20 protein-coding genes, 1 pseudogene and 1 riboswitch are annotated in these 25,028 nt (G+C 44.7%); of the genes and pseudogenes, 8 read left to right on the top strand and 13 right to left on the bottom strand.

From position 1 onward, the window contains the following. Nucleotides 1-2: 2 nt before the first annotated feature. Together D8S93_RS11520 and D8S93_RS11515 are read left to right on the top strand one after the other, a co-directional pair. Complete coding sequence (locus tag D8S93_RS11520; protein ID WP_054866806.1) at nt 3-1,127, top strand: M20 family metallopeptidase; 1,125 nt, start codon at nt 3-5, stop codon at nt 1,125-1,127. A 186-nt stretch (nt 1,128-1,313) separates the two neighbouring features. After that, complete coding sequence (locus D8S93_RS11515; RefSeq protein WP_047009638.1) at nt 1,314-1,688, top strand: YkvA family protein; 375 nt, start codon at nt 1,314-1,316, stop codon at nt 1,686-1,688. A gap of 104 nt (nt 1,689-1,792) precedes the next feature. On the opposite strand, the gene D8S93_RS11510 is transcribed toward D8S93_RS11515, so the two are convergent. The 3 genes from D8S93_RS11510 to D8S93_RS11500 all read right to left on the bottom strand — a co-directional run bounded on the left by D8S93_RS11510 (nt 1,793) and on the right by D8S93_RS11500 (nt 5,923). Further along, nucleotides 1,793-3,097 (bottom strand): dicarboxylate/amino acid:cation symporter, encoded by a 1,305-nt coding sequence (locus tag D8S93_RS11510; RefSeq protein ID WP_005397791.1) that lies wholly within the window; start codon nt 3,095-3,097, stop codon nt 1,793-1,795. Between the two features lie 389 nt (nt 3,098-3,486). Beyond that, nucleotides 3,487-4,752 (bottom strand): DUF1835 domain-containing protein, encoded by a 1,266-nt coding sequence (locus D8S93_RS11505; RefSeq protein WP_152813261.1) that lies wholly within the window; start codon nt 4,750-4,752, stop codon nt 3,487-3,489. Nucleotides 4,753-5,038: 286 nt separating this feature from the next. Next, the gene (locus D8S93_RS11500) at nt 5,039-5,923 is read right to left on the bottom strand and encodes a LysR family transcriptional regulator (protein ID WP_152813259.1); all 885 of its coding nucleotides are present in this window, start codon (nt 5,921-5,923) and stop codon (nt 5,039-5,041) included. A gap of 110 nt (nt 5,924-6,033) precedes the next feature. On the opposite strand from D8S93_RS11500, the gene D8S93_RS11495 reads away from it, so the two are divergent. Next, a complete protein-coding gene (locus D8S93_RS11495) occupies nt 6,034-6,342 on the top strand; it encodes a monooxygenase (protein WP_152813257.1) in 309 nt (102 codons plus the stop codon). A gap of 7 nt (nt 6,343-6,349) precedes the next feature. Beyond that, nucleotides 6,350-6,721 carry a hypothetical protein gene (locus D8S93_RS11490; RefSeq protein ID WP_193621604.1) on the top strand — a complete coding sequence of 124 codons (372 nt, stop codon included), beginning with the start codon at nt 6,350-6,352 and terminating at the stop codon, nt 6,719-6,721. A gap of 64 nt (nt 6,722-6,785) precedes the next feature. Here D8S93_RS11490 and D8S93_RS11485 read toward each other — a convergent pair whose 3' ends face one another. The 4 genes from D8S93_RS11485 to nfsA all read right to left on the bottom strand — a co-directional run bounded on the left by D8S93_RS11485 (nt 6,786) and on the right by nfsA (nt 11,747). After that, nucleotides 6,786-8,945 carry a polysaccharide biosynthesis tyrosine autokinase gene (locus D8S93_RS11485; RefSeq protein WP_152813253.1) on the bottom strand — a complete coding sequence of 720 codons (2,160 nt, stop codon included), beginning with the start codon at nt 8,943-8,945 and terminating at the stop codon, nt 6,786-6,788. A gap of 29 nt (nt 8,946-8,974) precedes the next feature. Continuing rightward, entirely contained in the window at nt 8,975-9,415 is a 441-nt protein-coding gene (locus D8S93_RS11480; protein ID WP_152813251.1) for a low molecular weight protein-tyrosine-phosphatase, read from the bottom strand. A gap of 69 nt (nt 9,416-9,484) precedes the next feature. Next, complete coding sequence (locus D8S93_RS11475; RefSeq protein WP_152813249.1) at nt 9,485-10,606, bottom strand: polysaccharide export protein; 1,122 nt, start codon at nt 10,604-10,606, stop codon at nt 9,485-9,487. 418 nt (nt 10,607-11,024) lie between these two features. Further along, nucleotides 11,025-11,747 (bottom strand): oxygen-insensitive NADPH nitroreductase, encoded by a 723-nt coding sequence (gene nfsA / locus D8S93_RS11470; RefSeq protein ID WP_152813246.1) that lies wholly within the window; start codon nt 11,745-11,747, stop codon nt 11,025-11,027. 195 nt (nt 11,748-11,942) lie between these two features. Here nfsA and D8S93_RS11465 point away from each other — a divergent pair. Beyond that, nucleotides 11,943-12,583, top strand: a pseudogene (locus D8S93_RS11465) (MarC family protein). A gap of 178 nt (nt 12,584-12,761) precedes the next feature. After that, complete coding sequence (locus D8S93_RS11460; protein WP_005397800.1) at nt 12,762-13,634, top strand: patatin family protein; 873 nt, start codon at nt 12,762-12,764, stop codon at nt 13,632-13,634. Between the two features lie 53 nt (nt 13,635-13,687). Here the strand turns inward: D8S93_RS11460 and gbpA are convergent, their stop codons facing one another. From gbpA to D8S93_RS11445, 3 genes are all read right to left on the bottom strand, one after another. Further along, the gene (gene gbpA / locus D8S93_RS11455; RefSeq protein ID WP_152813244.1) at nt 13,688-15,151 is read right to left on the bottom strand and encodes an N-acetylglucosamine-binding protein GbpA; all 1,464 of its coding nucleotides are present in this window, start codon (nt 15,149-15,151) and stop codon (nt 13,688-13,690) included. Between the two features lie 106 nt (nt 15,152-15,257). After that, a riboswitch (cyclic di-GMP riboswitch) is annotated at nt 15,258-15,358 on the bottom strand. Nucleotides 15,359-15,631: 273 nt separating this feature from the next. Next, nucleotides 15,632-16,132, bottom strand: a complete 501-nt coding sequence (locus tag D8S93_RS11450) for a fasciclin domain-containing protein (protein ID WP_145533874.1) — start codon at nt 16,130-16,132, stop codon at nt 15,632-15,634. Between the two features lie 80 nt (nt 16,133-16,212). Then, complete coding sequence (locus tag D8S93_RS11445) at nt 16,213-17,694, bottom strand: cryptochrome/deoxyribodipyrimidine photo-lyase family protein (RefSeq protein WP_152813242.1); 1,482 nt, start codon at nt 17,692-17,694, stop codon at nt 16,213-16,215. A 108-nt stretch (nt 17,695-17,802) separates the two neighbouring features. Between D8S93_RS11445 and D8S93_RS11440 the strand changes: the two genes are divergently transcribed. Further along, nucleotides 17,803-18,108 carry a DUF6482 family protein gene (locus D8S93_RS11440; RefSeq protein WP_134646142.1) on the top strand — a complete coding sequence of 102 codons (306 nt, stop codon included), beginning with the start codon at nt 17,803-17,805 and terminating at the stop codon, nt 18,106-18,108. A 70-nt stretch (nt 18,109-18,178) separates the two neighbouring features. Here the strand turns inward: D8S93_RS11440 and D8S93_RS11435 are convergent, their stop codons facing one another. Both D8S93_RS11435 and D8S93_RS11430 read right to left on the bottom strand, forming a co-directional pair. Next, a complete protein-coding gene (locus D8S93_RS11435; protein ID WP_085342522.1) occupies nt 18,179-19,159 on the bottom strand; it encodes a rhodanese-related sulfurtransferase in 981 nt (326 codons plus the stop codon). A 450-nt stretch (nt 19,160-19,609) separates the two neighbouring features. Then, nucleotides 19,610-20,905, bottom strand: coding sequence for an alpha/beta fold hydrolase (locus tag D8S93_RS11430; protein WP_152813240.1), 1,296 nt, complete (start codon nt 20,903-20,905; stop codon nt 19,610-19,612). A gap of 210 nt (nt 20,906-21,115) precedes the next feature. Here D8S93_RS11430 and D8S93_RS11425 point away from each other — a divergent pair, with 210 nt between their 5' ends. Further along, nucleotides 21,116-22,273, top strand: coding sequence for a D-alanyl-D-alanine carboxypeptidase family protein (locus tag D8S93_RS11425; RefSeq protein WP_152813238.1), 1,158 nt, complete (start codon nt 21,116-21,118; stop codon nt 22,271-22,273). Between the two features lie 84 nt (nt 22,274-22,357). Here D8S93_RS11425 and D8S93_RS11420 read toward each other — a convergent pair whose 3' ends face one another. Continuing rightward, complete coding sequence (locus D8S93_RS11420) at nt 22,358-25,015, bottom strand: alpha-amylase family glycosyl hydrolase (protein WP_319802986.1); 2,658 nt, start codon at nt 25,013-25,015, stop codon at nt 22,358-22,360. Between the last annotated feature and the right edge of the window lie 13 nt (nt 25,016-25,028).

Genomic DNA, 25,028 nt, shown 5'->3' with positions numbered 1-25,028 from the left:
TCATGCAGTTTTCTCTTAATGAATATCTCGAAGAACTTCGTCCTCTCATTAATGTCGATTGTGGTACGTACACCACTGATGGCATTGAGTTCATCGCTTCTCAATTTGAAGAGAAGTACCAAGCGATGTCAGGTTGGAGCGTAAAACGCATCGACTGTGGCAGAGCGGGCATCGGTCTTGAAGTTCGAAATAAGCCTGAAGCAGAGCAAGTTGACGTGATGCTGATTGGTCACATGGATACAGTGTTCCCTGTCGGTACCGCTGGATTACGTCCTATGTCTCAAGACCCTGAAAAAGCGTACGGTCCGGGTGTCTCGGACATGAAATCTGGCTTGCTGAATATTGTGTACGCGATGCGTAACCTCGACCAAGCGGTGTTGGATAAACTGTCGATTTGTATCTGCATGAACCCAGACGAAGAAACCGGATCGTTATATTCGGTCGACTGGATTCAATCTGTTGCAAAAAACGCGAAGAACGTATTGGTGGCAGAAGCAGCACGTGCAGACGGCGGTTTAGTCAAAGCGCGCAAAGGCATGGCGCGTTACAAAATCACGTTTAATGGCATAGCAGCCCACGCTGGCAACGAGCCAGAAAATGGCCGCAGTGCAATTACCGAGATGGCGAACTGGATTCTCGCAATCAATGCCATGACGAACTTCGAATCTGGCACCACATTAAACGTGGGTATTGTGTCTGGCGGTAACGGCGCAAACATCGTCCCTGAGCACGCTGAAGCGATCGTGGATGTGCGTTTCTGGAGTAATGAAGAATACGATGATGTCGATAGCAAGCTAAACGGCATGCTGGAAACACCATTCGTTGATGGCGTTAGCATCGAGTTGGTTCGTGAAGCTTACAAACCTTCTATGGTGCCAAGCGCGCAAACCGAAAGCCTGATGGCATTAGTTGAAGACGCAGCAAGTGAACTGGCTATCGACATCAACTGGAAAGAAGTGGGTGGCGGCTCTGATGCAAACAATACGGCAATTCTTGGCGTTCCAACTTTGGATGGTCTAGGACCTATCGGTGCAGGTTTCCACAGTGACCAAGAGTACTTGTTGCTTGAGTCTATCGAACCACGTATCAAAATGCTGATGCGTGTACTGGAGAAGATTGCTCAATAAGGCATTCTGCTTCTAAAGCTTGGTTCCCAAACCTTTGGTTTCCAAGACAATAATCCCCGGACTTCGGTTTGGGGATTTTTCTATCTGTGTTTTTGTTTCACTTTACCATCATCTCTTGTTATTAATCTTGCGTTCAGGTTCGATTTATTAATATATTGGCCACAGTCATAAATTTCGGAGGCAACGATGAGCACAACAATGTCTGTAAAATCGGCGCCGAAAGACGCCAAAGATCAAACGATGCAAGCGCCAGATGAGAAAACCTTCTGGCGCAAAATGAAAGGGTCGGTTAAGAAAGCGGGTGAAGAAATTGCCGTTATGGGCATCAAATCATGGCTCGCGATGACAGATTCCAACACCGCCGTTCGCCATAAGGCGATTTTAGGTGGCGCATTGGCTTACTTTGTATTACCAACCGATATGGTGCCAGATGTTCTCGCAGGCGTCGGCTTTACCGATGACATGGCAGCGCTTACCTTAGCCGCCAACTCTGTTGGCAATGCCATCACTAAAGAACACGAAGAGCAAGCTAGAGAAAAACTGAATTCGATGGCGGATTAGAAAGAGCATTTCTAGACGCGGAGAAAACAAAAGCCCCGATGTTTCCATCGGGGCTTTCTTTTAGACAGGACTATATAATTTCAGAATGGTAATCGTAGAACGATTTAGGCGTCAGCGCGTTTAAGATGCACTTCTTCTTCGGCAACGCCTGCCATTGGGTCGTTGAAGCGAGCTTCATCCAATGCACCTTCTGATTTTGCGACAATGACGGTAACTGCACTGTCACCAGTAATGTTTACCGCAGTACGAATCATATCAAGTAGACGGTCAACACCCATGATGAGCGCGATACCTTCAAGCGGCAGACCAACTTGGTTCAATACCATGGCTAGCATTACAAGGCCAACACCAGGGACACCCGCAGTACCGATAGATGCCAATGTAGCTGTCATGATTACCATTAGGTAATCGCCCATAGTTAAATCAATATTGAAGGCTTGAGCAATAAAGGCGGTTGCTACACCTTGCATGATCGCCGTACCGTCCATGTTCACGGTTGCACCAAGTGGTACTGTGAACGATGATACGCGGTTCTCAACCCCCATACGGTGCTTAGCCGTTTCCATTGTCACTGGAATCGTCGCGTTTGATGATGCGGTCGAGAAAGCAAACATGATCGCGTCTTCCATCTTACGTAGGAACGTAATTGGATTTAGACCAGTGAAACCTTTTAACATTAAGCTGTAAGTGACTAGGCCGTGCAGGACAAGCGTCCCCGCCAGTACTAAGAAGTACTCTGCCAGATTGACGATTGCGCCCAGACCAAGACCAGTAAATAGCTTCGCCATTAAGAAGAACACACCATAAGGCGCCAAGTTCATCAAAATCGCAACCAGTTTCATGATCACTTCATTCAGATCAGAGAAGAACGCTGCAATACGTTCACCAGGTTTGCCTGCTGCGCTGATCGCGATACCAAATAGCACTGCGAACACAATAACTTGCAGGGTTTTACCTTCAGCCATCGCACTGATAGGGTTGGTTGGGAACATATCGATGATCACCTGACCCAAAGATGGTGCTTCTGCTGATTTGAATGAACTTGCTGCGGTTAGGTCAGCGCCAGCACCTGGCTGGAACAGAGTACCCATAGTTAGAGCAAGCGTAATCGCGATAGCCGTTGTCGTAACGTAGAAAGCGAGGGTTTTACCACCCATGCGACCCAGTGTAGAAAGGTCTTTGAGGGAGCTAGTACCACAAACTAGTGAAACAAACACTAGAGGGACTACGAGCATTTTTAAGCTGGCGACGAAGATCTGTCCACCAACTTCAAATAATCCATTAACAATGTATGCGTCGACAAATCCGTTGCCGGCAAAAAGTGTGCGAATTGCAAATCCTGTCAAGATACCCGCTACCATACCCAAAATTACGCGGCTGGTTAGCGACATCGGTTTCTTGGTATTCATGAGAACACTCCTTATAGTTATGCACCTTGAGTTCACTTCAAAGCGGCGAGCAGAGTAGCAGTGGAGTGAGAAAATACGAAAGAATAATCCTCTAAATGGTTAATAGATGTGAACTTTATCACTAATAAAAATAGGATTTTAACCAAATATTAACGAATTGGACGGATGAAAAGTTTGTATTTTAACACTTTTATCGAATATACAACCGATAACAAAGAGGATTTACAATAAATTTTAATAAGAGATAGAGTGCATACTCTCTTTGAGTGGATGCATTTCTGCATAACTATTTAAGTTATATTTAGGCTAGCGGTCGCTTCTTTAGGGATAATTTAGTATTGAGTGTTCATCATAGCCAACGAACCCTTTATGCTTTCATATTTGTCTACTCAATGATGGTTGGCAAGTGTAGTTAGTTGGAGGTGATCCCAGCTCCAATAACTTTGACTGGTATTTTTAATCCCTCCAACCCAATAGCATTGTTTCGCTCGTATTAAACCCTCCAAACACTGCTTGCCAGCCTCAGTGATACGGACGCTCTGTTCCCACCAGTGCCTTTCACGTGACTCAATCGTGATCAAAGGTGTTTGACACTGTGCTAGAGGGAGGAGTAACGCGTAAAACATCACGTCTCCTAGGTAAGGAAGAGGTTCTAGTTGTTGATATTGCTCAAACCAATCTTTGATGGGAATTGAATGATTTTGCGAGCTCAAGACCTTTAGTGCGAGGTGTTGTGTCAAGCTCAATCCAGTTTGTGAATTAGGTAACTCTTGCAAATGGCGTTTAAGCACGTTGAGTATATTGGGCAAGCAATCCAGGTTATGCTGCTGAATCAAATTAACTATGGAAATAGGTGTCGGTGATGTAATAGCGTGCCAACACCGTTTAGCCTGACTGAATAATTTTGCTGTCACAGGTTTACGATATCGCCAACAAGAACGAATAGCTTCTTCAGGCAACTGCCCAAAGCCGATGAATCGTTCAGTGCCCGGGAACTGGTTCAACTCAATGATCTCTATCACTTTATTCTCTACATTCTCTAACTGTGTTAGAGCACGAATTAGCATCAATTGATCATAGCTGTCATGTTCGACCCAAAAGACGATTCGTTCAAATGTATCACTGAGCAGCGTATCAATATTAGCTTGCTCAAATTTGACAATATCTTGCACTGAATCCTCACGCTTCATCACGGGCAGCAGAGTCTCTACGACATATTGGGCACGAATGGCAAGGAAGTTTTGTGGTGTTGCTGGTATGGGGCCAATACAAAGCGGATCTATCAGGGCTAAAAATGTCCCCTCGAATCCGCTGTCTTTAAGCCGTTGCTGAATATCATGCCCACAGCGGACATGGAGCGTTTTTAGTTCGCTATCAAGAGGAGGGAAGTGATTTTTGATGGCGTCTTTGTGAGCTTCTAACTCTTCGACATGCGCTTTTAATTTACTCCAACTTGGTAAACCTAATTCTCTGGCTAGCGAATGTTGAACGTCAGCTAATTGAATTGTATTGGGAGCTAATGATTCTGGTTTGGAGTGAAATCGCTTAACTCGATCCAACATCTCATCATCGTGTTGACGTATAGCTTTGAGCCTTTTTTTAGCAACGGATTTTTGTTGGTTAATGTTGATTAAGAAGCTATTTGTAGAGTTCATTTTTCACCTTTCTTATCTCTTCCACACTCGCCTAAATAGAAGCTAAAAAGAAGGTAAAAACAGATTGTTCCTGCTATACAGAGCAGGGTGGAAGAGTTGCCGTGAACCAAGTTCTTTCCGCGAGTGTTGGGGGCTTTAGGCGTGAGCAGGCTGATAGTAGGTGGTCGCAATCCTTCGTGCAACCTTTTGTGAGAGTGTAGCGTCACAAAATGACCTTTCTCTATATTTAGGGAGAACCAATAGGCGATAACACTAGCGATTCAACTCAATACCACTGTTGCTAGACTCAAGTTTCTACACTTTTGAGTAAAGTACGATAAAGAGCTTGAGTCGCAGGACCGCTTTTGGCTCCTTTGGGCAAAGTGAGGTGCAGCGCAACTTGATATTGATGGGAGTGTTCGATCTCCAATACTTTAATTTTATCGCTCTTGCGGGCTGCGACTAAGTGCGCTGGTAGCCGACAAAATCCAGCGCCTTGCTCTACGGCGTGAAAAGCGTGGTCGAAGTTATCGACGGTAATACGCTGACGTGCGCGTAACCAACCCACATCTCTTTTCGTTTTGTCTGAATCGCCTAAGTCACGGATGACAATTTGGCTGGTGGTTGCAAAATCGTCGATGGAAACATGCGGCTTTTTAGCAAGTGGATGGTGTGCTGCGATTACAGGCAGCATGGTTGTTACGCCAAATGCTTCGGCAGGGTAGTTGGTTATCGGTAAGTTGATGATTGCGATGTCAGCGATCTCATTTACGACCATTTCGGTTGTTTTGCTCAGTGACGTTTCAACCACTTGAACGGAGGTCGTGTTGTTGTCCTCCAAAAATTGACTGAGTGGTGCATAAAGCCAACAAGGGTCACAAAGATGATCTATTGCGACCGTGATTTGAGATTCCACCCCACTTTTTAACTGCTCGCTGATGACTTCCAGTTCTCGCGCTTGTTCAAGCATGGATTGTGCACGACGCAGTATGGTTTTGCCGCGCTCTGTCAAACCCGCTTTGCGCCCTCGTACTTCGATAAGTTGAATACCAAGTTGGTCTTCTAACTTCCTCACTGAGTAGATCAATGTGGTATGGCTTTTATTGAGCAGCAAAGCTGCGGATTGAATGCTGCCTTCTTGATCAATCGCTTGTAGCGTTTGCCATTGTTCTAAGGTCGTTTTTAGTCTCATGGGTCAATTTTTTAGACAGTTAATGGCAAAATTATGAACTTTTTTGTCAGTTTTATAAAGGTAATAATCTTGTCATCGAAAGCGAGTCAGTTAAGAAGAGGAGACTCAAGATGGCGAAATTATTGCAAGTTGATTTTGAATTTCATGGTCCGTTTGGTGAAGAGATGTCGAATGCTTTGGTCGACTTAGCTCAGTCGATTAACCAAGAGCCGGGTATGATTTGGAAAATTTGGACGGAAAGCGAAAAAGACAAACTCGGTGGTGGCATCTATCTTTTTGAAGATGAAGCCACAGCTCAAGCTTATCTCGAAATGCATACCGCACGCTTACAAAAAATGGGCGTAGTCGAAGTACGAGGTCAAATCTTCGATATCAATGTGCCGTTAACGACGATCAATCAAGGGCCTATTGGAGGATAAGGAGATGATGACCAACCGCACTTTTCTAACCGTTCATGGTGTCATATATACGGTATTCGCTTTTGCGTTGTTTTTTGTACCAACCATGATGTGGCCGATGTATGGCGTACAAATTAACGACCAATACGCGCTGTTTTTATCGCAACATACATCGATCTTTTTAGGTGGAATCGTTGCGGTGAGTTTGATGCTACGTGATGTGGAATCTGGTAAGACTGCGAAACAGCTGTTTAAAGCATTATTGATTACTAATGGGTTAGGGGCAGTGATTACTACCTATGCCGGCATTACAGGAGTATTTGTCGGTTTTGGTTGGAGTGACCCAATATTCTTTGTCTCGCTCAGTTTGTTGACGTACAAGCAATTAAGAGTGCAATAGAAAAAGCCCTGCTGTTTCTAGCAGGGCTTTGTCATATTTGGTCAAATTAGCGATCTAGATTAATTCATGATTCGCTTTTGTATGCGTAGTTGTAGTAGCCGTATCCATAGCCGTATGAGTTAGATGCTTTTTTCTCAACCGCATTTAGAATCACACCTTTAACTTCTACACCTGATTGCTCGAAGCGACCACGTGCTACCTCAATTTCTTTCAATGTCGTTTGGTCGAAGCGAGCTACCATCAATGTGGTGCCAGCAAGTGCACCAACGATGCTTGGATCAGTTACTGCAAGTACAGGCGGTGTATCGATGATGACTAGATCGTATTCTTTTGATACTTGTTCTACAAATTCAACAAATCGTGGATGCATCAAAAGCTCTGATGGATTTGGTGGTACTTGGCCGCGAGTAACCACATCCAAGTTTTCAACTTGACTTGGTTTGATTGCGGTTGCTCGATCAATTTTTCCACTTAGTAAGTCAGATAATCCTTGCTCTGCTGTGAGGCCAAAACATTGCTGTAAATAACCTTTTCGCATGTCAGCATCCACCAAAAGGACTTTTTGACCCGTTTTAGCTGCAACGGCAGCAAAGTTGGTTGATACGAACGTCTTACCAATGGAAGGAGCTGGGCCTGAAATCATTAAGACATTGTTTTTGGCTTCCAACATTGCGAAGTGTAAGCTGGTTCGAAGTCCACGTAGTGCTTCAATTGAAAGATCTGCTGGATTGGCATTTGCTAAAAGAAGTAAATCTTTGTTGTTTTTACGTTTTAGCTTGTTCGCGACTTCCAATTGTTGTGCCGATTTTGGAACACTTGCATATACAGATATTCCAGTTTGCTCAATTTCATCAGGAGAAGTCACTCCACGATGAAACGCGGTTTTTACCAGAACAAATGCGACAGCTACCATGCCTCCAAGAAGAGTAGCCAAAACTACAATCAAAGGTTTTTTCGGTTTAATAGGAATTGCGTAAGATTGTGCGTTGTCAATAATACGCACATTACCTACGGTGCCAGCTTTTATGATATTTAGCTCTTGAACTTTATTCAAAAGTTGGATGTAGATTTGCTGGTTTACTTCGACATCACGAGTCATACGCAAGACTTCGCGCTGTGTTTTTGGCAGTTTTTGAACTTGTTTGTTAAGACGCTCTTTCTCTTGCAGTAATGTCTGACGTTTGTCTAACAGTGATTTATAAGCTGGGTGGTCTTGGGTGAATTTTTGACTGATTTCACTTTCTTTAAATGTTAACTCATTAAGTTGGGCTTCAAGTGCCACCATCACTTTTAGAGTAGATTGTGCTTCGAGATTTAAATCGATAGATTCGTTTTCTTGTCTAAAACTGTTCAGTGTATCTTCTGAAATAGTTAGCTTGTCCTTAATCTCGGGTAAATGACCTTTAAGGAAGTTGAGGCTTTGCTCAGCTTCAGCTGAGTTTCTTCTAACATTCTGCAAAAAATAGTTTTGAACAACATCATTTAAAACAAGCTGATTATGGTCTGGGTATTCACCTTCAATACTTAGAGATACAATACCTGTTTGGTTACCTCTCTCTGAAATAGCAAGTTGTGAGGCTAACTTGTTGATAGCACCTAACTTGCTTATTTTACTTATTGTAAAAGTATCTTCATTTTGAGCATTGAGCTGGTTCACTTTTACACGATAGCCATTCATCTCAATCAGTTGACCAACTGAACCAGAAAGTACTATTTGGTCTTCAAGCATTAGGCTGAATTGACCTTTCTCGACGTTTGTAGCAATCAGTTGATGAGATAACCCTCTAGCCGTTCGAGGTACTTCAAACGTAGTCAAAGAAATGTAGTTTTGGGTACCGTTGATTCGTGCTAGACCTTTACCCACAAAAGGTAAGTAATCAGGAGTGGCAATGGTTGTTAAGTTAAACTTATCAACGGTATCGCCAAGAATCATTCTCGATTTAATTATTTCAATTTCTGTAGTTGCAGATGATTCGGCAGAAAAGAGTTCTCCCATGTCACCGACCATCGCCGAGATACCACCTGAACTCTTCTTTTCGATTTGTATTAACGCGTCGGCTTTGTAAATCGGAGTTGATAGCAACGCGACCGCGATACCTAATGTTGCAAAAAAGAGTGTAATGCTGATGATAAACCATTTCGCGTCTATCAATATGCCGAAGAGCTTGCCTAGGTCGATCTCACCATCAGCAAGAGCAGATGATTGTATTGTTTGGTTAGCCATTATTTTTTATTTCGCCAAGTGATCTGAATTTATATTTTTTTTGCCCATGCATGAGCAGCATTTTCAATCAGAGATAATGTATGCTCAAAGGCTTCTCTACTCTGTCTGTATGGATCTGGAATATCCACGGAACCTATCCAGTGACCAAATAACATTGCTTTACCTCTAGCCTCCGGTACCAGCTCCGTCAAAGCATCGATATGACCTTGTTCCATCACCAATATTAGGTCTTGCTTTGCGCACAACTGAGCGGTTAGCTGCTGTGCTTTGTGGTCTAGCAGGTAGATACCACGTTCTAACGCGACAAGTCTGGCGGTTTCATCTGCTTGCTTTCCGGTTAGGCGACTTTTTTCTACGGCAATACCCGCCGAAGAAATCTGTTTATCCGGGAGTAGTTGCTGTAGTAACCGCTCTCCTGTGGGGGAGCGACAAATATTACCTACACACACGACAAGAATGTTCGAAAACATGTTTTGCTCCTTATAGACAACGTTTGAAGGACTTGTTTGTGTTCAAACAAGCCCTTCAGAATGCTTTTTCTATGGCCAAGTCCTGACTCGAAGGACGCCTTCTGTAAGTTCATTGAAGCCTGAGATGGTAGGTACTAGCTGTGCAATAACGCGATTCCAACGACTGATAGGCGCCGCAGTGACATAAACAATGTCATACGGTTTGAGAGCAAATTCAGTACCAATAACGAGCGCTGCCGCATCGGAGACATCAAGTTGATATATGTCGCCCAGTGAACCAGCGTCTTGTGACCTCCTAATCACGAATACACCTGTCGCATCCGCTGATATTTGGTTAATACCGCCAACGTTGCTCAGAGCTTCCGTAAGGCTCATGCCAGCGCGATCTATTTTCAGTAGTTTAGGGTCGTTAACTTCACCCATAACGAAAACCTTTTGTGAATCATTTCTTGGCACATGGATGATATCACCTGGTTGGAGTAGCCTATTTTCAGTGAGGTCGCCTTCTTGCATCAGCGCATAAAGAGATATGTTTTCAACTATGCCGTTTCTTGTCAGTGTTACATTTTTCCAGTCGGCGTTTTCGGCTAATCCACTTGCACGGTTAATTGCATCTAACAAGGTGAGTGGGATATTGGTGATTGGTTGTTGTCCCGGATTATTTACCTCACCAGTTATGTAGGATTTTTTCGAACGAAAAGCGGCGACGCTGACATCCACTTGAGGACTTTCTATGTACTTTGCTAATCGGCGAGAAATATCTGCACGAATTTGACGAACGTTTTTACCTGCAACTTCAACAATACCTATATATGGATAGAAGATAGTACCATCAGCATGTACCCAGTTACCCGCTTCAGCAGAGCTGCGATAAGAACCAGCAGGAATAGTTAGTTCTGGGTGATCCCAAATAGTAATGTTTAGTATATCTCCAGGGCCAACCTCATACTCATAAGCGCTAAGTTGGCGATCTAGATCAGGGTTGGATTTGGCTTCTATCTCCAAACTTTTAAGTTGAGATACTTTATCAAGTGTAAGTGGAAAAACATTGAAATCAGAAGTGCGACTAACATTGCTGTCTTCGACGAAGTTTTTTCCATCTGTGGAAAGGTGACTACCGGGTACAGTACATCCAGAAAGAAGTACTGAGGAGAGCACTAAACTAGCTAGCTTTTTATGTTTGAAATTCATGTTTTTTCATTCATCTGACGTAAAGAGCGAGTTGCTGGTAGCAACATTCTTTTCCAGAAAAGACTTCACAACATAACCTTATAAGCACCACTTTCTTCTATTTATAAAGCGCTCAATAAGGGATTGATTGCATCTGGAGGCATGAACTCTAATGAATTTCAATGATTAGAGCAATAGACAGTAATGCAGCAAGTGTCCAGATAAATATCGTATTTTTATGTTTTCACTTACAAGATTTCATATTGCGGATAAAAAACTTGTTCAATTAGCTCAAATTTTGTTTATTAGCTCTATATGTAGTGTTTTCTTTCTAAAATACAACCAAGAAAATCTACCGACTAATTATCTCGTTGTATTAAATAGGATTATTAATAATGTGACTCATGTCTCGTTTTTGTTTTGTTGTCTTTCGACATGGTCACTTCTTCGCTAACCCCTTCCCATTCAAATACGGAAGGATGTGCGGACGTGATTCGCCAGCTAGTTTACTGGTGACTTCTTGTGACCAAGTGCTTTGTTTTTGATTGCTCGAACGGTTTGCATAATACGCTTGCATAGTTTGATCGTAGCTCTGAATATCATTTAAATTTAGCTCTTGGTATTGATTTTCATGAACAACCACATGAGCAGGTAGACGTGGCTTAACTTCAGGGGCTTGATCTGGATGACCAAGACACATACCAAATAAAATGGCTGTATTTTTAGGTAAGCCTAGTAACTCGTCGACTTTTTGAGCATTGTTTCGTAAGCCACCAATATACACGCCTCCTAGTCCCATAGACTCTGCCGCAAGTAAGCAGTTTTGTGCCATGATGCCAGAATCAACAGCACCGATAAGTGTTAACTCGGTGAAATCAGCTTGCACATCAGGATTGATACTGGCGTGGCGCTGGTAATCAATGCAAAACACCAAAAACTCAGCAGCGCTTTCAACGTACCCTTGATTCCCCGCATATTGTGCCAATAGCGTACGCTTTTCTTTATCAGTCACGCGGATAATTGAGACGACTTGCAACATACTTGATGAAGACGCCGCAAGGCCAGCTTGTAGAATCGTTTCTAATTGTTCGCTCTCAATAGGTTGTGAGGTGAACTTTCGAATTGATCGGTGGTTGAGAATTGTTTGTATCGTACTGTTCATGGTGACTTAACATCCCCTGTTACATGTAAAGGCTGAAGCCTCACCTTAGCGATATTTAATGAGTCGGTAAACTATCTCAAAAGAAAAACAATGCTTAGCGCATAAGTGTGAAGATGAATAGAGAATACATCACTCGTTCTGCTTGAGAGCGTATATACTGTTTTTAGAATCAACAATTTAACTGCAGTGGAAAATATGAAAGAACTCATCGTTCATACAGTCACGGTGTTTATGGGCTTCTTTGCGATCATGAACCCCATCGCCAATATTCCTATCTTTTTGAGTTTAACGGCTGATGAGGATAGGGAAACCGTACGTTCCATGGCGCTTCGTTCGGTTTTTATTGCATTTGTCATCATTGCGATATTTTCGATCGCCGGTAAATTAATTTTTGATTTGTTTGGTATCACGCTGTACGCCTTGCGAATAACGGGCGGTATCTTGGTGTTTTTGATCGGTTTTAATATGCTTCAAGGTGATTCGACGCATCAGAAAACTAAAGAGAAAGCGTATTCTCCAGCGCAGCAGCAGGCGGCGTTGAGCATTGCCGTTTCTCCACTTGCAATGCCGATATTAGCAGGGCCTGGAACGATTGCTACCGCGATGAACTTTGCTACGGCGGGTGGTTTTGATCAAACCATTTTACCATCGTTTCTTTTGCTGTGTTGTGTGTTATTACCTATATACTGTTTTTATTTGGAGACAAATTGGTCAAAGCAGTTGGACCGAGTGCTCTGAACGTCGTGACGAAAATGATGGGCTTAATCCTAGCGGTTATCGGTACTCAAATGTTTATTGATGGCGCGGGCGAAGCCTATAAAACTGTTTTCTCATAGGCGTCTCCATCTCTCTAAATCCACACCTACATTTCTAGCTGGTGTGGATTTTTTGAACTTTAGTTTTCACTTTCTAAGAAAGAAATAAATAGACTTCACCTATTTCAATAATAAGAATATTCAATTGTTTTGATTGCACGAATTTCATTACTCTTTTGGCAAGAATAATGGGGGAAATATGGCAACAAAAGCAATTGTAGTGGAAGGTGGCGCGATGCGAGGTGTCTTCGCAAGCGGAGTGCTAGATGCGTTTTTAGAGCAGAGTTATAAACCGTTTGATTTTGCCATTGGTGTATCTGCTGGCGCATCAAACTTGATTGGTTATTTGACCGACTATCCGCATCGCAGCATTAATGTCATTACTAAGCTGGCAACGAGTAAACGCTTTTTTGATCCGACTCGATTCGTTAAAGGTGGGGATCTCATTGATGTGAAGTGGCTGTTTGAAGAGTCTAATCGTTTGTATCCCGTCGATGAAAATAAACTGTTTAATGGCATTCCTTTTCTGGCAGCGACGACGAATGTAGATACAGGACAGGCAGATTATTATCGCGTGACGCGTGATAATTTTCACCATGCGATTGAAGCGACAACAGCGTTACCCATTGCATACAAGCATACCCCTTGCTTTTCTGGAGGCTGCTATACCGATGGCGGGGTTGCAGATTCTATCCCGGTGCGTGAGGCTTATCGTCGCGGGGCTCGAGACATAACCGTTGTGCTTTCTCACCCGCTAAATTATGCCAAGAAGCCAGTAAAAACCACATGGCTGATGAAGAAGTTATTTGCCGAACATCCTAAAATGGCGGACGCGATGTTAAGACGTGCAGATAACTACAATCAATCGTTGGAATTTATTCGTAATCCTCCACCGGGAACGCATGTCAGAGTGATTGCACCACCAGATAATTTTCCTGTTCAGCGCTTATCAATGCGACAAACCGTGCTATTGGAAGGTTATGAAATGGGGCTGATTGAAGGGCGGGCGCATTTGGCCAATTTGTCAGGTGTTCATGGTTTAGATCGGGAAAACTGCCATTTTTGCGTTTGATAATGAAAGAGCCTCATAGCGAGGCTCTTTTTACTTAACGTTCAAAGGGCGATTTAGTTGACTTTATCCCAAGCCATTTCCCAGTGTGAACCAGTTCCTGGTTCGTATTGGTTTGCGCTTTCTTTCCACTGTACACAGTAACCAGAGTATGGGAAAGGTTTACATTGGTAAATGGCACCGTCGCTTGCAAGCACTTTTGTGCCCGCTGTGTAGCTAGATAGCCCTTCGGGGAAGACAAAATCGTACTCGCCAGATGGTGGTGGCGTTACTGACTCTTCTTTTAAGTGAAAGTCGAGCGTTTGCTGATCCACCAAGTTGCCATCTTTGTCTTTAATACGAGTCACGAGCATATGGTGACCAGGCTCTGATTTGGTTAAAGCGAGCGATACAGCCTCCACCGAGCCGTCTTTCATTTCGTCTGCCCAGCTTGCAAGTGGCTCACGGTGGTGATTGTACACGGTGAGTTCTGCGTTTAAATCGCCTTCAGCAGTTAGTGTCAGATCCAACGTTGTCGGTGTTGACTCAATGATATACTCGTCTGCTAAGCCATCTACTGTGAGTGAGTACTCTGGAGCGGGAGTTTCTATCTTGTAGCCGATTTCTACACGCTCAAGGCCGCTATTAGCTTGCAGGTACACCGGGTTAGTACCATAAACAGGAGTGAATTTATCCTCGGCATACTGTCCAGCTTGCAGTTTAGTTTGCTCTTGGTTGATCTTCGTTGCTAGAGCGTAAGACCAATTTTTCGCTTTGCCCATGACTGCATCGGTAATTTCTAGCTCGGTTCGATAAGCTATGTTTTCACCCGCCTGATCAAATACGCGCGTATAAACCGAATCTCCAACATTTAAATCCATCGTCGGAATAATTTGACCGCCTTGCGTCCAATCTGGAATGACTGGACTGTCGCCATCAAATTTCACATCGATAACGTTATAAAATGAAGCCGCTGTGTCGCCAACATCCCATACCGCCAGAATGACGTGATACCCCTCTCGCGTAGGCACATTACATTGATGGCTCACCTGTTTTGGAGGTTGAACCATATTGCCGTCGACTACACAGAAAGGAGTCAGATCAAACGAGTCGCGTGATAGTGAGGAATTTGGGTTCCAATCAGGTTTGGTGATGTAATATTTCCAGTCACGCGTCACATGGTTAGCGGTAAATGTCCATTCAAAAGTCTGTGTACCTGATTGAATAGGACGTTTAACCCAGCGGTCGGCAGTTTGTTCATCAAGAGCGGCAGCTAGAGCGGTTTCGGCACTTGCTATTTTTCCATCGCGAGGCCCTGTTTGTGGAAAACCATCAGGACCTTCAACACTTTGTGGCTCGTATTGAATGGCACCGCAGTTATTATTTTTTTCGTTAGTATCAGGTGTTGGATACTTACATAGTGCCGCGCGACTTGCAGCGACACCATCATTGGTTTCTGATACGTAGCCGTGAGCCGCAGCACTTGAGCTAATGCTTGCAAGTGCTAACGTGAGTACGGATTTGGTTGGAAAGGATTTCATCACATGTCCTCTGTTATGGCTGACAAATTAATGTCACACCTCGGCGCATGCTGAGCACGAAGCAACGCTGCATGAATCCATACATTTGGACAATGTAGTGTTGCAACATGGCAACCCCGCTATCATGAGCATTACTTTTGATGATGGAATGCTGACAGACCGGAAGCTTTGCGTCCCACCCTTTCGAGTGGTTTGCCGAAATGTGATTGAGCAGCCAAAATTTAGCTCAAGAATTTACATGTGGAAAAGTAAACGACACTGACATGGGATCATGTTCTCAAATTGAAAGGTAACGTTACGCCAACCTCATTGATATTGTGCTGTTTTGTTTCTAAGGTATTGGTTTTCATGTTGTTTTTTTTCTTTTCTATAGCTGGGGTGAATGAGTGATTGGTTGTTGGGTCGAAGGTGGGAAGGGGCAGGATTAAGGATAGAAGAAGCACCGTTTAAAGGGCGGAATATACCGCCCTCTGAATCATTTTATTTAGGCATAATGACGGTATCAATAACATGAATGATGCCGTTTTTAGCTTTCACATCGGTTGCCATTACATTTGCATCGTTGACCATGACTTTATCACCCATGGTTTTAATCATCACGTCTTGCCCCTGAACCGTAGTCGCTTTGTCCAGCTTAACAACATCGGCAGCCATTACTTTCCCTGGGACGACGTGATAAGTCAAAATGGATACTAACTTGTCTTTGTTTTCCGGCATTAAGAGCATATCGATTGTACCGTCAGGCAGTTTTGCAAAAGCGTCATCCGTTGGTGCAAAAACAGTAAATGGGCCTTCTCCTTTGAGTGTATCGACTAGATCAGCCGCTTTCACTGCAGCGACAAGTGTATTGAAAGAGCCGTTTTCAGTGGCAACGTCGACAATATCAGCCTTCATCATGCCATGCTCATGAGCCTTGACGGGAAGCATAAAAGATAAAGTCGCCATCAATGTAGCCGTGATAACCAAAATACGTTTAAACATAATGTGTTCCTTACGAGTTGAGGGTACAACGGTTTCCCTAGAGAATGTCTTCGTTTGTACGCATCTAAATGAAGAGATGATCAACGAGCCCTGCTTTCTTTCGATGGCCTCACGTGTCGCGTTAAAATTCGTTTGCCTTCTTGTTTTACATCGGCCCGTTTGCGCCATGCCCATAGACGCTCCCTTGCGTCTTTAGCTGCGCTATTTAGGTCGACAATAGGCGCTAGGTAACGGCTATCCGGTTTCAAGTGGTACATGACGGTTTCCATCTGTGTCATTTTCCAGGGCTCGAACAATAGTGGGGTGGGGACCATTTGCAATTCAGGCACCCATTTATAGATGAACGCGCCATCAGGGTCATGTTCTTGGGCTTGCTTAACCGGGTTGTAAATCCGGATTGTATTGGTCCCAGTTACCCCGGCTTGCATTTGGAATTGTGGGTAATGAATACCAGGCTCAAAGTCGAGGAATAGTTGCGCTAAATGCGTCACGCCAGTTCGCCAATCCATGTTCATGTGATGAGTGAGAAAACTAACCAGCATGGCGCGCATGCGAAAGTTTATATAGCCAGTCTGATGCAAACAGCGCATACAGGCATCGATCAAAGGTATGCCTGTATATCCAGATTTCCATGCTGCTAACTTTTCTTCATCGAAAGTGCTACTTTGTTTAATCAACGATTCGTAAGCTCGGTTAACACAGTAAAACTCCATGTCGTATTCCGACTCGAATTTCTGCATGAAATGGCAGTGCCAATGCAGCCGTGAAGACAACGCAATTAAACTGCGACGAAACCCAGCAACTTGCCAGTATTTCAATAGGTACTGATAAACTTCACGCAAGGATATATTACCCCAAGCGAGGTATGGAGAAAGGCGAGTACAGGCTGTACGTGAGGCTGTGGGACTAGAAATGCTTCGATAGTAATCACGACCTCGACGATTGAAAAAGTCCTCCAGTGTTTTCCAAGCGAGTTGGCTTCCTCCCGTTTGCATTCCTTTGCATTTTGATAGCCAGGATGAAGGTGGCGAAAACGCGCAACCGAGTGATTCTGCATCCAATGAATGCAACAAGTTGGTTTGCAGCTCAAGAGGGCTTATGGAGGCTCTCATGACCAAATCCCAATGTTTGTCCCAACCCTGCCGGTCTTTTGCTCCTCTAATAACAGCACTGTGCTCGAACTCAAACCACGTGATGTTCTGCTCATGCAGCCAGTCGGCAATTTGCTTATCGCGCTCAAAGGTGCAGTTGAGCCCTATTTCCTGATGAGAAAACACAGCGTTGATTTGATATTGCATTTGAATTGATTGAAAACATGCTAAGGCATCGCCAAACAGAACCGTGATGCGGTGTCCATAGGCTTTGAGCGTTTCATTCATGTCTTGCAATGATTGCCAAACAAATCGCCAGTGACGCTCAGAATAGTGAGGGTTGTTTAACAGCAACGGTTCAACAATATATAAAAGTACCGTTGGGTGCTTTGACGACAATGCTTGTGTTAAGGGCTGGTGGTCAGTCAGTCTTAAATCTCGTTTTAACCACACGACATTGATTGTTTGCATCGGAATCCTCTTTGTTTCCGATGTTGTACGCAAATGACCCGAAGAGATCTCACCTAATGATCGGTTTTGTTCATTAAAACGTAGAGGTTGCTCACAAGGAGGTGAGACATGTCGATACCACTGAGTAAGTTAGAAAAGTTCTTCTACGTAGATAAATTGATCATTCACTCGCTTGATCTCGCATTGTATCAAGCATCTGTCGTAGTTGATGGAAAAGCGCAATTCATCACTGACGACAACGGTATCTTTTTGAGGGCTCATTCCCTTATCGAGATGCAAAAGAAGTGCAAGAATATCAAAGCAAATAAGCAGGTTTTAGTACATCAAAGTGCTTATGATGAGATGGTGGGGCTACCCGAAGGCAAAAGAGACAATCAACTAGAGGTTTTGGTGAAGGATACAAAATTGTATTGAAAGAGTGTTGGTGCATAGTAAAAGCGAACCACCTTACGGCAGCTCGCTTAAAATAGAATTAGAGTCGAGCTTAGTCTTGTTTACGCTGAGCTTCTTTTTGTGCGTACTTAGCGGCACGTCGAGCTTCTCTTTGCTTGGCACTTTCGCCACCAACATGCTGCTCGCCTCGTTGTTCTGCAAGAACAATTTGTTTTTCACGTTCGCGGAATCGAGCAATTTGTTCTTCTGAGTGTGTGCCGTGACATTTCGGGCAGCTCACGCCTTGCTCGAACAATTCTGACTGTTTGTCTTCTTCAGTGATCGGTAGACGACAAGCGTTACATAAATCGTAATCTGCTTTTTCTAGCTGGTGGTTTACTGCAACACGGCCATCGAAAACGTAGCAGTCACCTTCCCACATGCTCTCTTCTTGAGGAACTTCTTCAAGATATTTAAGAATGCCGCCTTCTAAGTGGTAGACCTCATCAAAGCCCTGTTCTTTCATGTAAGCAGTTGATTTCTCACAGCGGATACCACCGGTACAGAACATCGCCACTTTCTTATGCTTTTCCGGGTCCATGTTTTCTTTTACATAGTCTGGGAATTCACGAAAGGTTTCAGTATTTGGGTTTACAGCGCCTTTGAATGTGCCGATCTCGATTTCGTAATCATTACGTGTATCGACAACAAACACTTCAGGATCAGCAATAAGATCGTTCCACTCTTGAGGTTTCACGTAAGTACCCACTACGTGGCGAGGGTCGATGCCTTCAACACCTAATGTTACGATCTCTTTTTTCAGTTTCACTTTGGTGCGATTGAATGGCTGGGTCTCAGAATACGACTCTTTGTATACGGTGCCTGTCAAACGAGGCTCGTTGTTTAGCCACTCCAGTAGCGTATCAATACCTGCACGATCAGAGGCAACAGTGCCGTTGATGCCCTCACTTGCCAGCAGTAATGTTCCGCGAATATGGTGTTTTTCCATCAACGCAAGTAATGGCTCGCGTAGTTCTTGATAGTTATTCAGCTCAACAAACTTGTACAGCGCACAAACTACATACTGACTCATGAGGTTTCCTTTAAAAATACAGGTGGTCAACGACCTTAAAATTTTAGCGGCACGAAGTATACCTGACTAAATTAGTCGGAAATACGGACAAATTATATGGATATTATGAGTAGGCGGGGCCTGGCGGTCTTTGATAGGGGGAGCATGTCCGCAGGTGAAGCCGCTATGTGTTCAAATTATAAGCATTAATTATAGTGAGTTAGGTAGGTTGGAGCCGATACTTTTGGTTTAAATTTATGCTGTTATTCTGTTTTAGGCCCTTCAAAAAAGTTAGGCGCAAGAAGCACCAAATAATCACCGGAGTCATTGACAAGGAAAGGACATGTCGCAGTTTTAGACATAAAGTGGTGAGGGACAAAGAGTGAAAGACTGATCGCCATTGTTCATAAACCGCTATAAAACGCCTTTTCACCAAATACTGAAAAGGCGCATTTCTAACGTCTGCCGTGCTTACTTCAACGCAGCTGCGGTCTGTTTACCCATGGCAATGAGTCTGTCGAGAATGCGTTCACCGTCCGCACGTAAACCGTTGTGCTCGTACTCGTTGGTGATCCACGCTTTTGAATTTGGGATTAACGCGAGCGTCTCTCGGCTGATATCCATTTCCACAAACATATCATCGGCGTAAACGGCGCAACTGACAGGCACTTTGTTTTGAGCCAGTTGTGTTTGATCGTACAGCGCAGCCCAATCTTCTTTCGCGGCCAATATTTCAGCGGCATCTTTTAGTGGCTTGAGGTTGACGTATTGATCGAACATCCATGGGAAGACCATTTCCCCCGTAAAGTAAAATGGCTTGCTAGGTTCATAATTAAACTCTGGTCGGGTTTGGCGAACACGGTGTGCACTCCAATTCGACGCAAAGCCTTGGCAATAAATCGATTCATGCAAAATGGCGTAAATCGGGTTGGTTTGGAAGTTTTGCTGCGCCAACATATCGTTCAAGAACTCATAACGAAGTTGTTTTTTGCCGTTCACTTCAATCAATGCACTTTCTAGCCAATAGTAAGTTGGCAAGAAAGTATCACTCACACCAAAGTTGATGCCGATTTGTTGAAATTGCTCCACCGTGAAGCGTTGACCATTTGGTAGGTACTCTTCGTTTTCCAGCAAGTGATTCGCAATGTTTTGGCAAAGTTGTTGCGCTTTTGGAAATTGCTGGAAGAACGCTTGGTTTTTCTCCATGGTACGTTTGAAGGTAGCGTCATACACATCGTCGGCATGACGCGAGACTGATGGCACGCCACCCGTGATGTAGCTTTGTAGCAAGCTGTCTGGGAACAAAGACAAATAGGTGAGAGAGCAAAAACCACCAAAGCTTTGACCTAAGATCGCCCATTTTTCGACGCCAAATTGCTCACGAATGTACTCCGCGTCGCGCACGATGTTATCCGCTCGGAAGTGGCTCAAGTACTCGGCCTGCTTCTGCGGCGTGAAATGAGCCAGAGTCTGATGATTAATCACCGAACTATTGCCCGTACCGCGCTGGTCGAGAAGCAAAACTCGGTACTCTTGCAGCGCGCGTTTTACCCAGCCGTTATTGCCGTTTTGACGCGGAGAGGGAAAGCCCGGGCCGCCCTGAAAGTAAACCAACCAAGGTTTGGTCGATTCTTCATCGCCAACTAGGCAAACCGCACGAGCGAAGACTTCAATGGTGCCTTTACTCACGTCTTGGTAATCCAGAGGAACGGTAAAACTGTGGGGAGTGTAATGCAATCCTGCGTCGATAAATGATTGAGCGTTCATTGTTATCTTTATTTCCTTATTGAGGGGTAGCGCTACTTTACTGCGAATGGCGTGAAGAACCAATGCTATTTCCAAATCGCTTCGTCAGTTCTATACCTTGGTCAAATCAATGTAAGTTCAAGAAAATGAAACGATTAGCGACTGGTGCAACTGGTTGAGTGAGCTATGCTCAATAGAGTTGCGACAAAGTGAGAGCATGGAGGAAGTCGGATGAAAGTGTCACTGGCTCGATGGATTATTGTGACTTGTTTAATAAGCGTACCTACTTTTGCCGTTGTTACGCCCAACCCACCTCAATTAAAGGCGAAAGGTTACGTATTAATGGACTTTCAATCCGGTGCCATTATTGCCGAGCATAACGGGCGAGCAGGCCTTGCTCCGGCGAGTTTAACCAAGTTGATGACCGCTTATGTAGTTGGGCAAGAAATCAAAGCGGGGCGTTTGAATTGGGATGATGTTGTCACCGTGAGCGAAAACGCGTGGTCGGCCAAGTTTCCCGGATCTTCTAAAATGTTCATCAAACCGAAAGATGAAATTAGTGTTGCGAACTTAATGCGCGGCGTGATCATCCAATCGGGTAATGACGCGTGCGTTGCACTGGCTGAGCACGTTGCTGGCAGTGAACGCGGCTTTGTTGCCTTGATGAACGGTTGGGCGGAGAAATTAGGACTGCAAGACACTTATTTTGTAAATTCCCATGGTCTCGATAGCGAAGGCATCCAAACCTCACCTACCGATATGGCAAAACTCATGCAGTCGATCATCAATGATGTTCCCGCTGTGTATGCGCTATACAGTGAGAAAGTCTTCAAGTGGAACGACATTACGCAGTACAACCGCAATAAATTACTGTGGGACAATTCCATTGATGTCGACGGGGGCAAAACCGGTTACACCAGCAATGCGGGATACAGTTTGGTGAGCTCCGCCAAAGAAGGGAAAATGCGGTTGATTTCGGTAGTGATGGGCACGCCAAGTAAGCAGGCTCGAACGAGCCAATCCAAGAATTTGCTCAGTTATGGTTTTCGTTTTTATGACACCAAACAAGTTGCCAAACAAGGGCAGGTTGAGTCTAAAGTTCGCGTTTGGAAGGGAAATGCCAATCAAGTTGAGGCTATCTTCGCCAAAGATACCTATCTCACTCTGCCTCGTTCTATGACGGCTGGGCTTGATAAGAGTGTGGTGCTAAATGAACCGTTGATTGCGCCGATCGCGCTAGGGGATGAAATTGGTAAGGTCGTTTGGAAAAGCGATGACAGTACCGTGGCGAGTTATCCCTTGGTCAGCAGCCAAGCGGTAGAAGAGGGCTCGTGGTTTGGTCAGCTTTGGGACAGTTTGGTGCTGTGGGTGAAATCATTCTTTAACTAGAATAAAAACGAGCAGAAGTGTCTTTCTGCATTCTTTTGTTGATGGCCGCCCAGCTAAACGCTGGGCGGTGTCTTATTTAACGGTTTATTCCGACAAGGTGATGATTGGTAAATCGTCCCAAATATTACTTTCATCCGATGCGCCACCGGAGAAGTTCCAAGGGCCTTTGTTTTGTTCTAGCGGACGGTAAGTTGCCGAAAGGCCGTCTAAGTCCCAAGTCGTCACATAGAATCGAATGCCATCCAGTGAATCAGGTCGGCCCAGCGCGTCACTAGCAAAGTCCATCGAAATAGTGTTATTGGCTTTGTCTACTGTCACTGTTGGTGCTGGCGTGACCACTTCTCCCCATGTCGTCGCATTTGCTCCTTTGGTGTTGTAAATCGAGCTTTGCCAGCCAAAGACAACCGCATTGCGACTCCAGGTTCCGCTTGGCATAGAAGCGTTGATCTTCGGTAGCTCAGACAAGTTAGTTGCGGCTTCTTCAGGTAAATCAATAAAGATGGTGAAACCAACGTGGTCAAAGCCGTTTGGCGGCAACCAAGTATCGGTGATGTTGTCCATGGTGAAGGTCAAACGTACGTTACTGCCAACGGTAAACACCTCTGCTTTGTTGATTGCGAGTTGGCTGTTGTCTTTGTCGAACGTTGGATCGGTTGGTAATGAGTAGTTACCGTTAGGACCGCCCATGCCGTCTTGTGCATCGCCCGCATCATCAATGGTGTCATCCGGCGAGCTTGACCAGCTTAGGTTCGAGACAAAATTCACGTCCTCGATGCCTGCTTTTTTCTCGGTGGAATAAATCGCGAAGCGGTGCTGTTGTTCGCCAATAGCAAAGTGACGAGTCGACAGCGTGACTCTAAACTGACCATCAGCGCCTACAGTAATGGTTTGCGCTGTTTCCAAGTTACCATCGATGACGAGGTTCAACTTCTCGTTGGCGTTCGCACTACCCGCGATAACAATATCACCAGTGATGGTTTGTCCTTCCCAATCCTGCGCTAGTTGGATGTTGAGGTCTGGCGTATCTACAGATTGATTGCTGCTTGTTTTTGAGTAAATCACTGCAGACTTGGCTGGTAGCTCAAGGGTTACGTGACCATTTTCATCTGCGATTAACTGTTCTGGAGCTTCTGCCCAGTTCGACATGATTTGTTGTTGGAAGACGGTGCCGCCAACTTGTTCTACATCGAGTTGGTTCATCAACATCGGCGAGTTGGATGTGTTCATCACAACCAAGACTTCGTCGTTATCCAACGTTCGGGTAAAGGCGAACACGCCCGCACCCGCTTTATCGCTGCCAATCACTTTTATTTCGCCACGTGTCATGACTTTGTTTTCAGTGCGTAGCTTGGCCAGTTCTTGAATAAACAAGTACATCTCACTGTTTTGGTCGAACGAGTCTACGTAGTTGCCATCTTCACGGTACCCTCCGGCGAACATCGCATCACGCGCCGCTGACATCGCTTGCTCTGTACCTTGGTAAATCACAGGAATACCCGGTACGCTCATCATGGTGATCAGTGCTTGTTTCATGTCATTCACGCTACCTTGCGACAGAAAACGCGGCATGTCGTGATTATCAATGAAGTTCGGCATGATGTATGGATTTGGGAACATCTCCATCATTTTCTCAAGACGGAAACGCAAATAGTCGGTCGGTTGCCCTGATGCAAATACGCGCGTCATGGTCGCTTGCAATGGGAAGTTCAGTACCGAGGTTAGCTGTTTCGGCGAGCCACTTTCACCGATGTAAGTCAGCATCTTCTCTTCGCCTTCGGTGTTGTATGGCGTAGATGTTTCGAATACTTCACCAAAAGTGAGGAAGTTGTCACGACCGGTATCAACCGCTTGCGTCATCACACCATCGTCGGCGTGTAGGAAATCGTTCCAGAAATCGTGTTCAACAAACTTCACCGTATCGATACGGAATCCGTCGACGCCGATTTCGCGAATCCATTTTCGGTAGCTCTCTTTTAGATAAGCGCGTACTTCAGGATCGGACGTATTAAGGTCATCCAAATCAGAGAGCTGCCAGGTTTTTTCTTGTACCGGATCATTGTGGTCGGTGATGGTTGGCGTCCAGTGGTAGCTGCCTGTGCCGTCTGTTTTACACTCGTTCATGTTGAGTGGGTACGGCAGCTCTTGCCCGGCAGGTAGCGCATTTTTTATCAAACGGAAACCTTGGCAAGGTAGGCTTGGATCATAACTGTAAGGATCATCGTAGGTAAAGAAGTTGCCTACATGGTTGGTCACGATGTCCTGAATTAAGAACATGTTACGCGCATGCACTTCGCGTGCTAACGCTTGGTAGCTTTCCATGTCACCAAAGTGTTCATCCACTTTTTGGAAATCGCGCGCCCAGTATCCGTGGTAGCCGCCGTAGTTTTGCTCTGCATCCCACCATTGGTTTGCAACTGGCGGAGTAATCCAGATCGATGTGGCACCGAGATCTTCGATGTAGCTTAACTTATCACTCACACCAACGAGGTCGCCGCCGCTGAATTTTTTATCCGAAGTCGGATCGAATTCGTTTTGCCCTTGAGCATTAAGAGCGCTGTCGCCGTCGTTAAAACGGTCGATCATCAGGAAGTAAATGATTTGATCTTGCCAATCAGGAGATGCCACGTGGCTGCCTGTATCGACTGGTGTGGTTTCGTCGCTTCCACAGCCAGAAAGAGCAAGAGCGATCGCTAAAGGGAGTATTTTTATTTTATTCATTGGGTTAGGTAGAGTTTCAAACACAGTTTTTGCCTCC

Origin of the sequence: Vibrio sp. VGrn 2, assembly GCF_009361695.1 — a bacterium.
GTDB classification, from domain to species: domain Bacteria; phylum Pseudomonadota; class Gammaproteobacteria; order Enterobacterales; family Vibrionaceae; genus Vibrio; species Vibrio diabolicus.
The sequence above is the reverse complement of the archived record's forward strand: the minus strand, read 5'-3'. Positions and strand labels throughout refer to the sequence as shown.

Coding starts and splice junctions, on each gene's coding strand:
- D8S93_RS11520 (WP_054866806.1), top strand. CDS start 3: ATGCAGTTTTCTCTTAATGAATATCTCGAAGAACTTCGTCCTCTCATT.
- D8S93_RS11515 (WP_047009638.1), top strand. CDS start 1,314: ATGAGCACAACAATGTCTGTAAAATCGGCGCCGAAAGACGCCAAAGAT.
- D8S93_RS11510 (WP_005397791.1), bottom strand. CDS start 3,097: ATGAATACCAAGAAACCGATGTCGCTAACCAGCCGCGTAATTTTGGGT.
- D8S93_RS11505 (WP_152813261.1), bottom strand. CDS start 4,752: ATGAACTCTACAAATAGCTTCTTAATCAACATTAACCAACAAAAATCC.
- D8S93_RS11500 (WP_152813259.1), bottom strand. CDS start 5,923: ATGAGACTAAAAACGACCTTAGAACAATGGCAAACGCTACAAGCGATT.
- D8S93_RS11495 (WP_152813257.1), top strand. CDS start 6,034: ATGGCGAAATTATTGCAAGTTGATTTTGAATTTCATGGTCCGTTTGGT.
- D8S93_RS11490 (WP_193621604.1), top strand. CDS start 6,350: ATGACCAACCGCACTTTTCTAACCGTTCATGGTGTCATATATACGGTA.
- D8S93_RS11485 (WP_152813253.1), bottom strand. CDS start 8,945: ATGGCTAACCAAACAATACAATCATCTGCTCTTGCTGATGGTGAGATC.
- D8S93_RS11480 (WP_152813251.1), bottom strand. CDS start 9,415: ATGTTTTCGAACATTCTTGTCGTGTGTGTAGGTAATATTTGTCGCTCC.
- D8S93_RS11475 (WP_152813249.1), bottom strand. CDS start 10,606: ATGAATTTCAAACATAAAAAGCTAGCTAGTTTAGTGCTCTCCTCAGTA.
- nfsA (WP_152813246.1), bottom strand. CDS start 11,747: ATGAACAGTACGATACAAACAATTCTCAACCACCGATCAATTCGAAAG.
- D8S93_RS11460 (WP_005397800.1), top strand. CDS start 12,762: ATGGCAACAAAAGCAATTGTAGTGGAAGGTGGCGCGATGCGAGGTGTC.
- gbpA (WP_152813244.1), bottom strand. CDS start 15,151: ATGAAATCCTTTCCAACCAAATCCGTACTCACGTTAGCACTTGCAAGC.
- D8S93_RS11450 (WP_145533874.1), bottom strand. CDS start 16,132: ATGTTTAAACGTATTTTGGTTATCACGGCTACATTGATGGCGACTTTA.
- D8S93_RS11445 (WP_152813242.1), bottom strand. CDS start 17,694: ATGCAAACAATCAATGTCGTGTGGTTAAAACGAGATTTAAGACTGACT.
- D8S93_RS11440 (WP_134646142.1), top strand. CDS start 17,803: ATGTCGATACCACTGAGTAAGTTAGAAAAGTTCTTCTACGTAGATAAA.
- D8S93_RS11435 (WP_085342522.1), bottom strand. CDS start 19,159: ATGAGTCAGTATGTAGTTTGTGCGCTGTACAAGTTTGTTGAGCTGAAT.
- D8S93_RS11430 (WP_152813240.1), bottom strand. CDS start 20,905: ATGAACGCTCAATCATTTATCGACGCAGGATTGCATTACACTCCCCAC.
- D8S93_RS11425 (WP_152813238.1), top strand. CDS start 21,116: ATGAAAGTGTCACTGGCTCGATGGATTATTGTGACTTGTTTAATAAGC.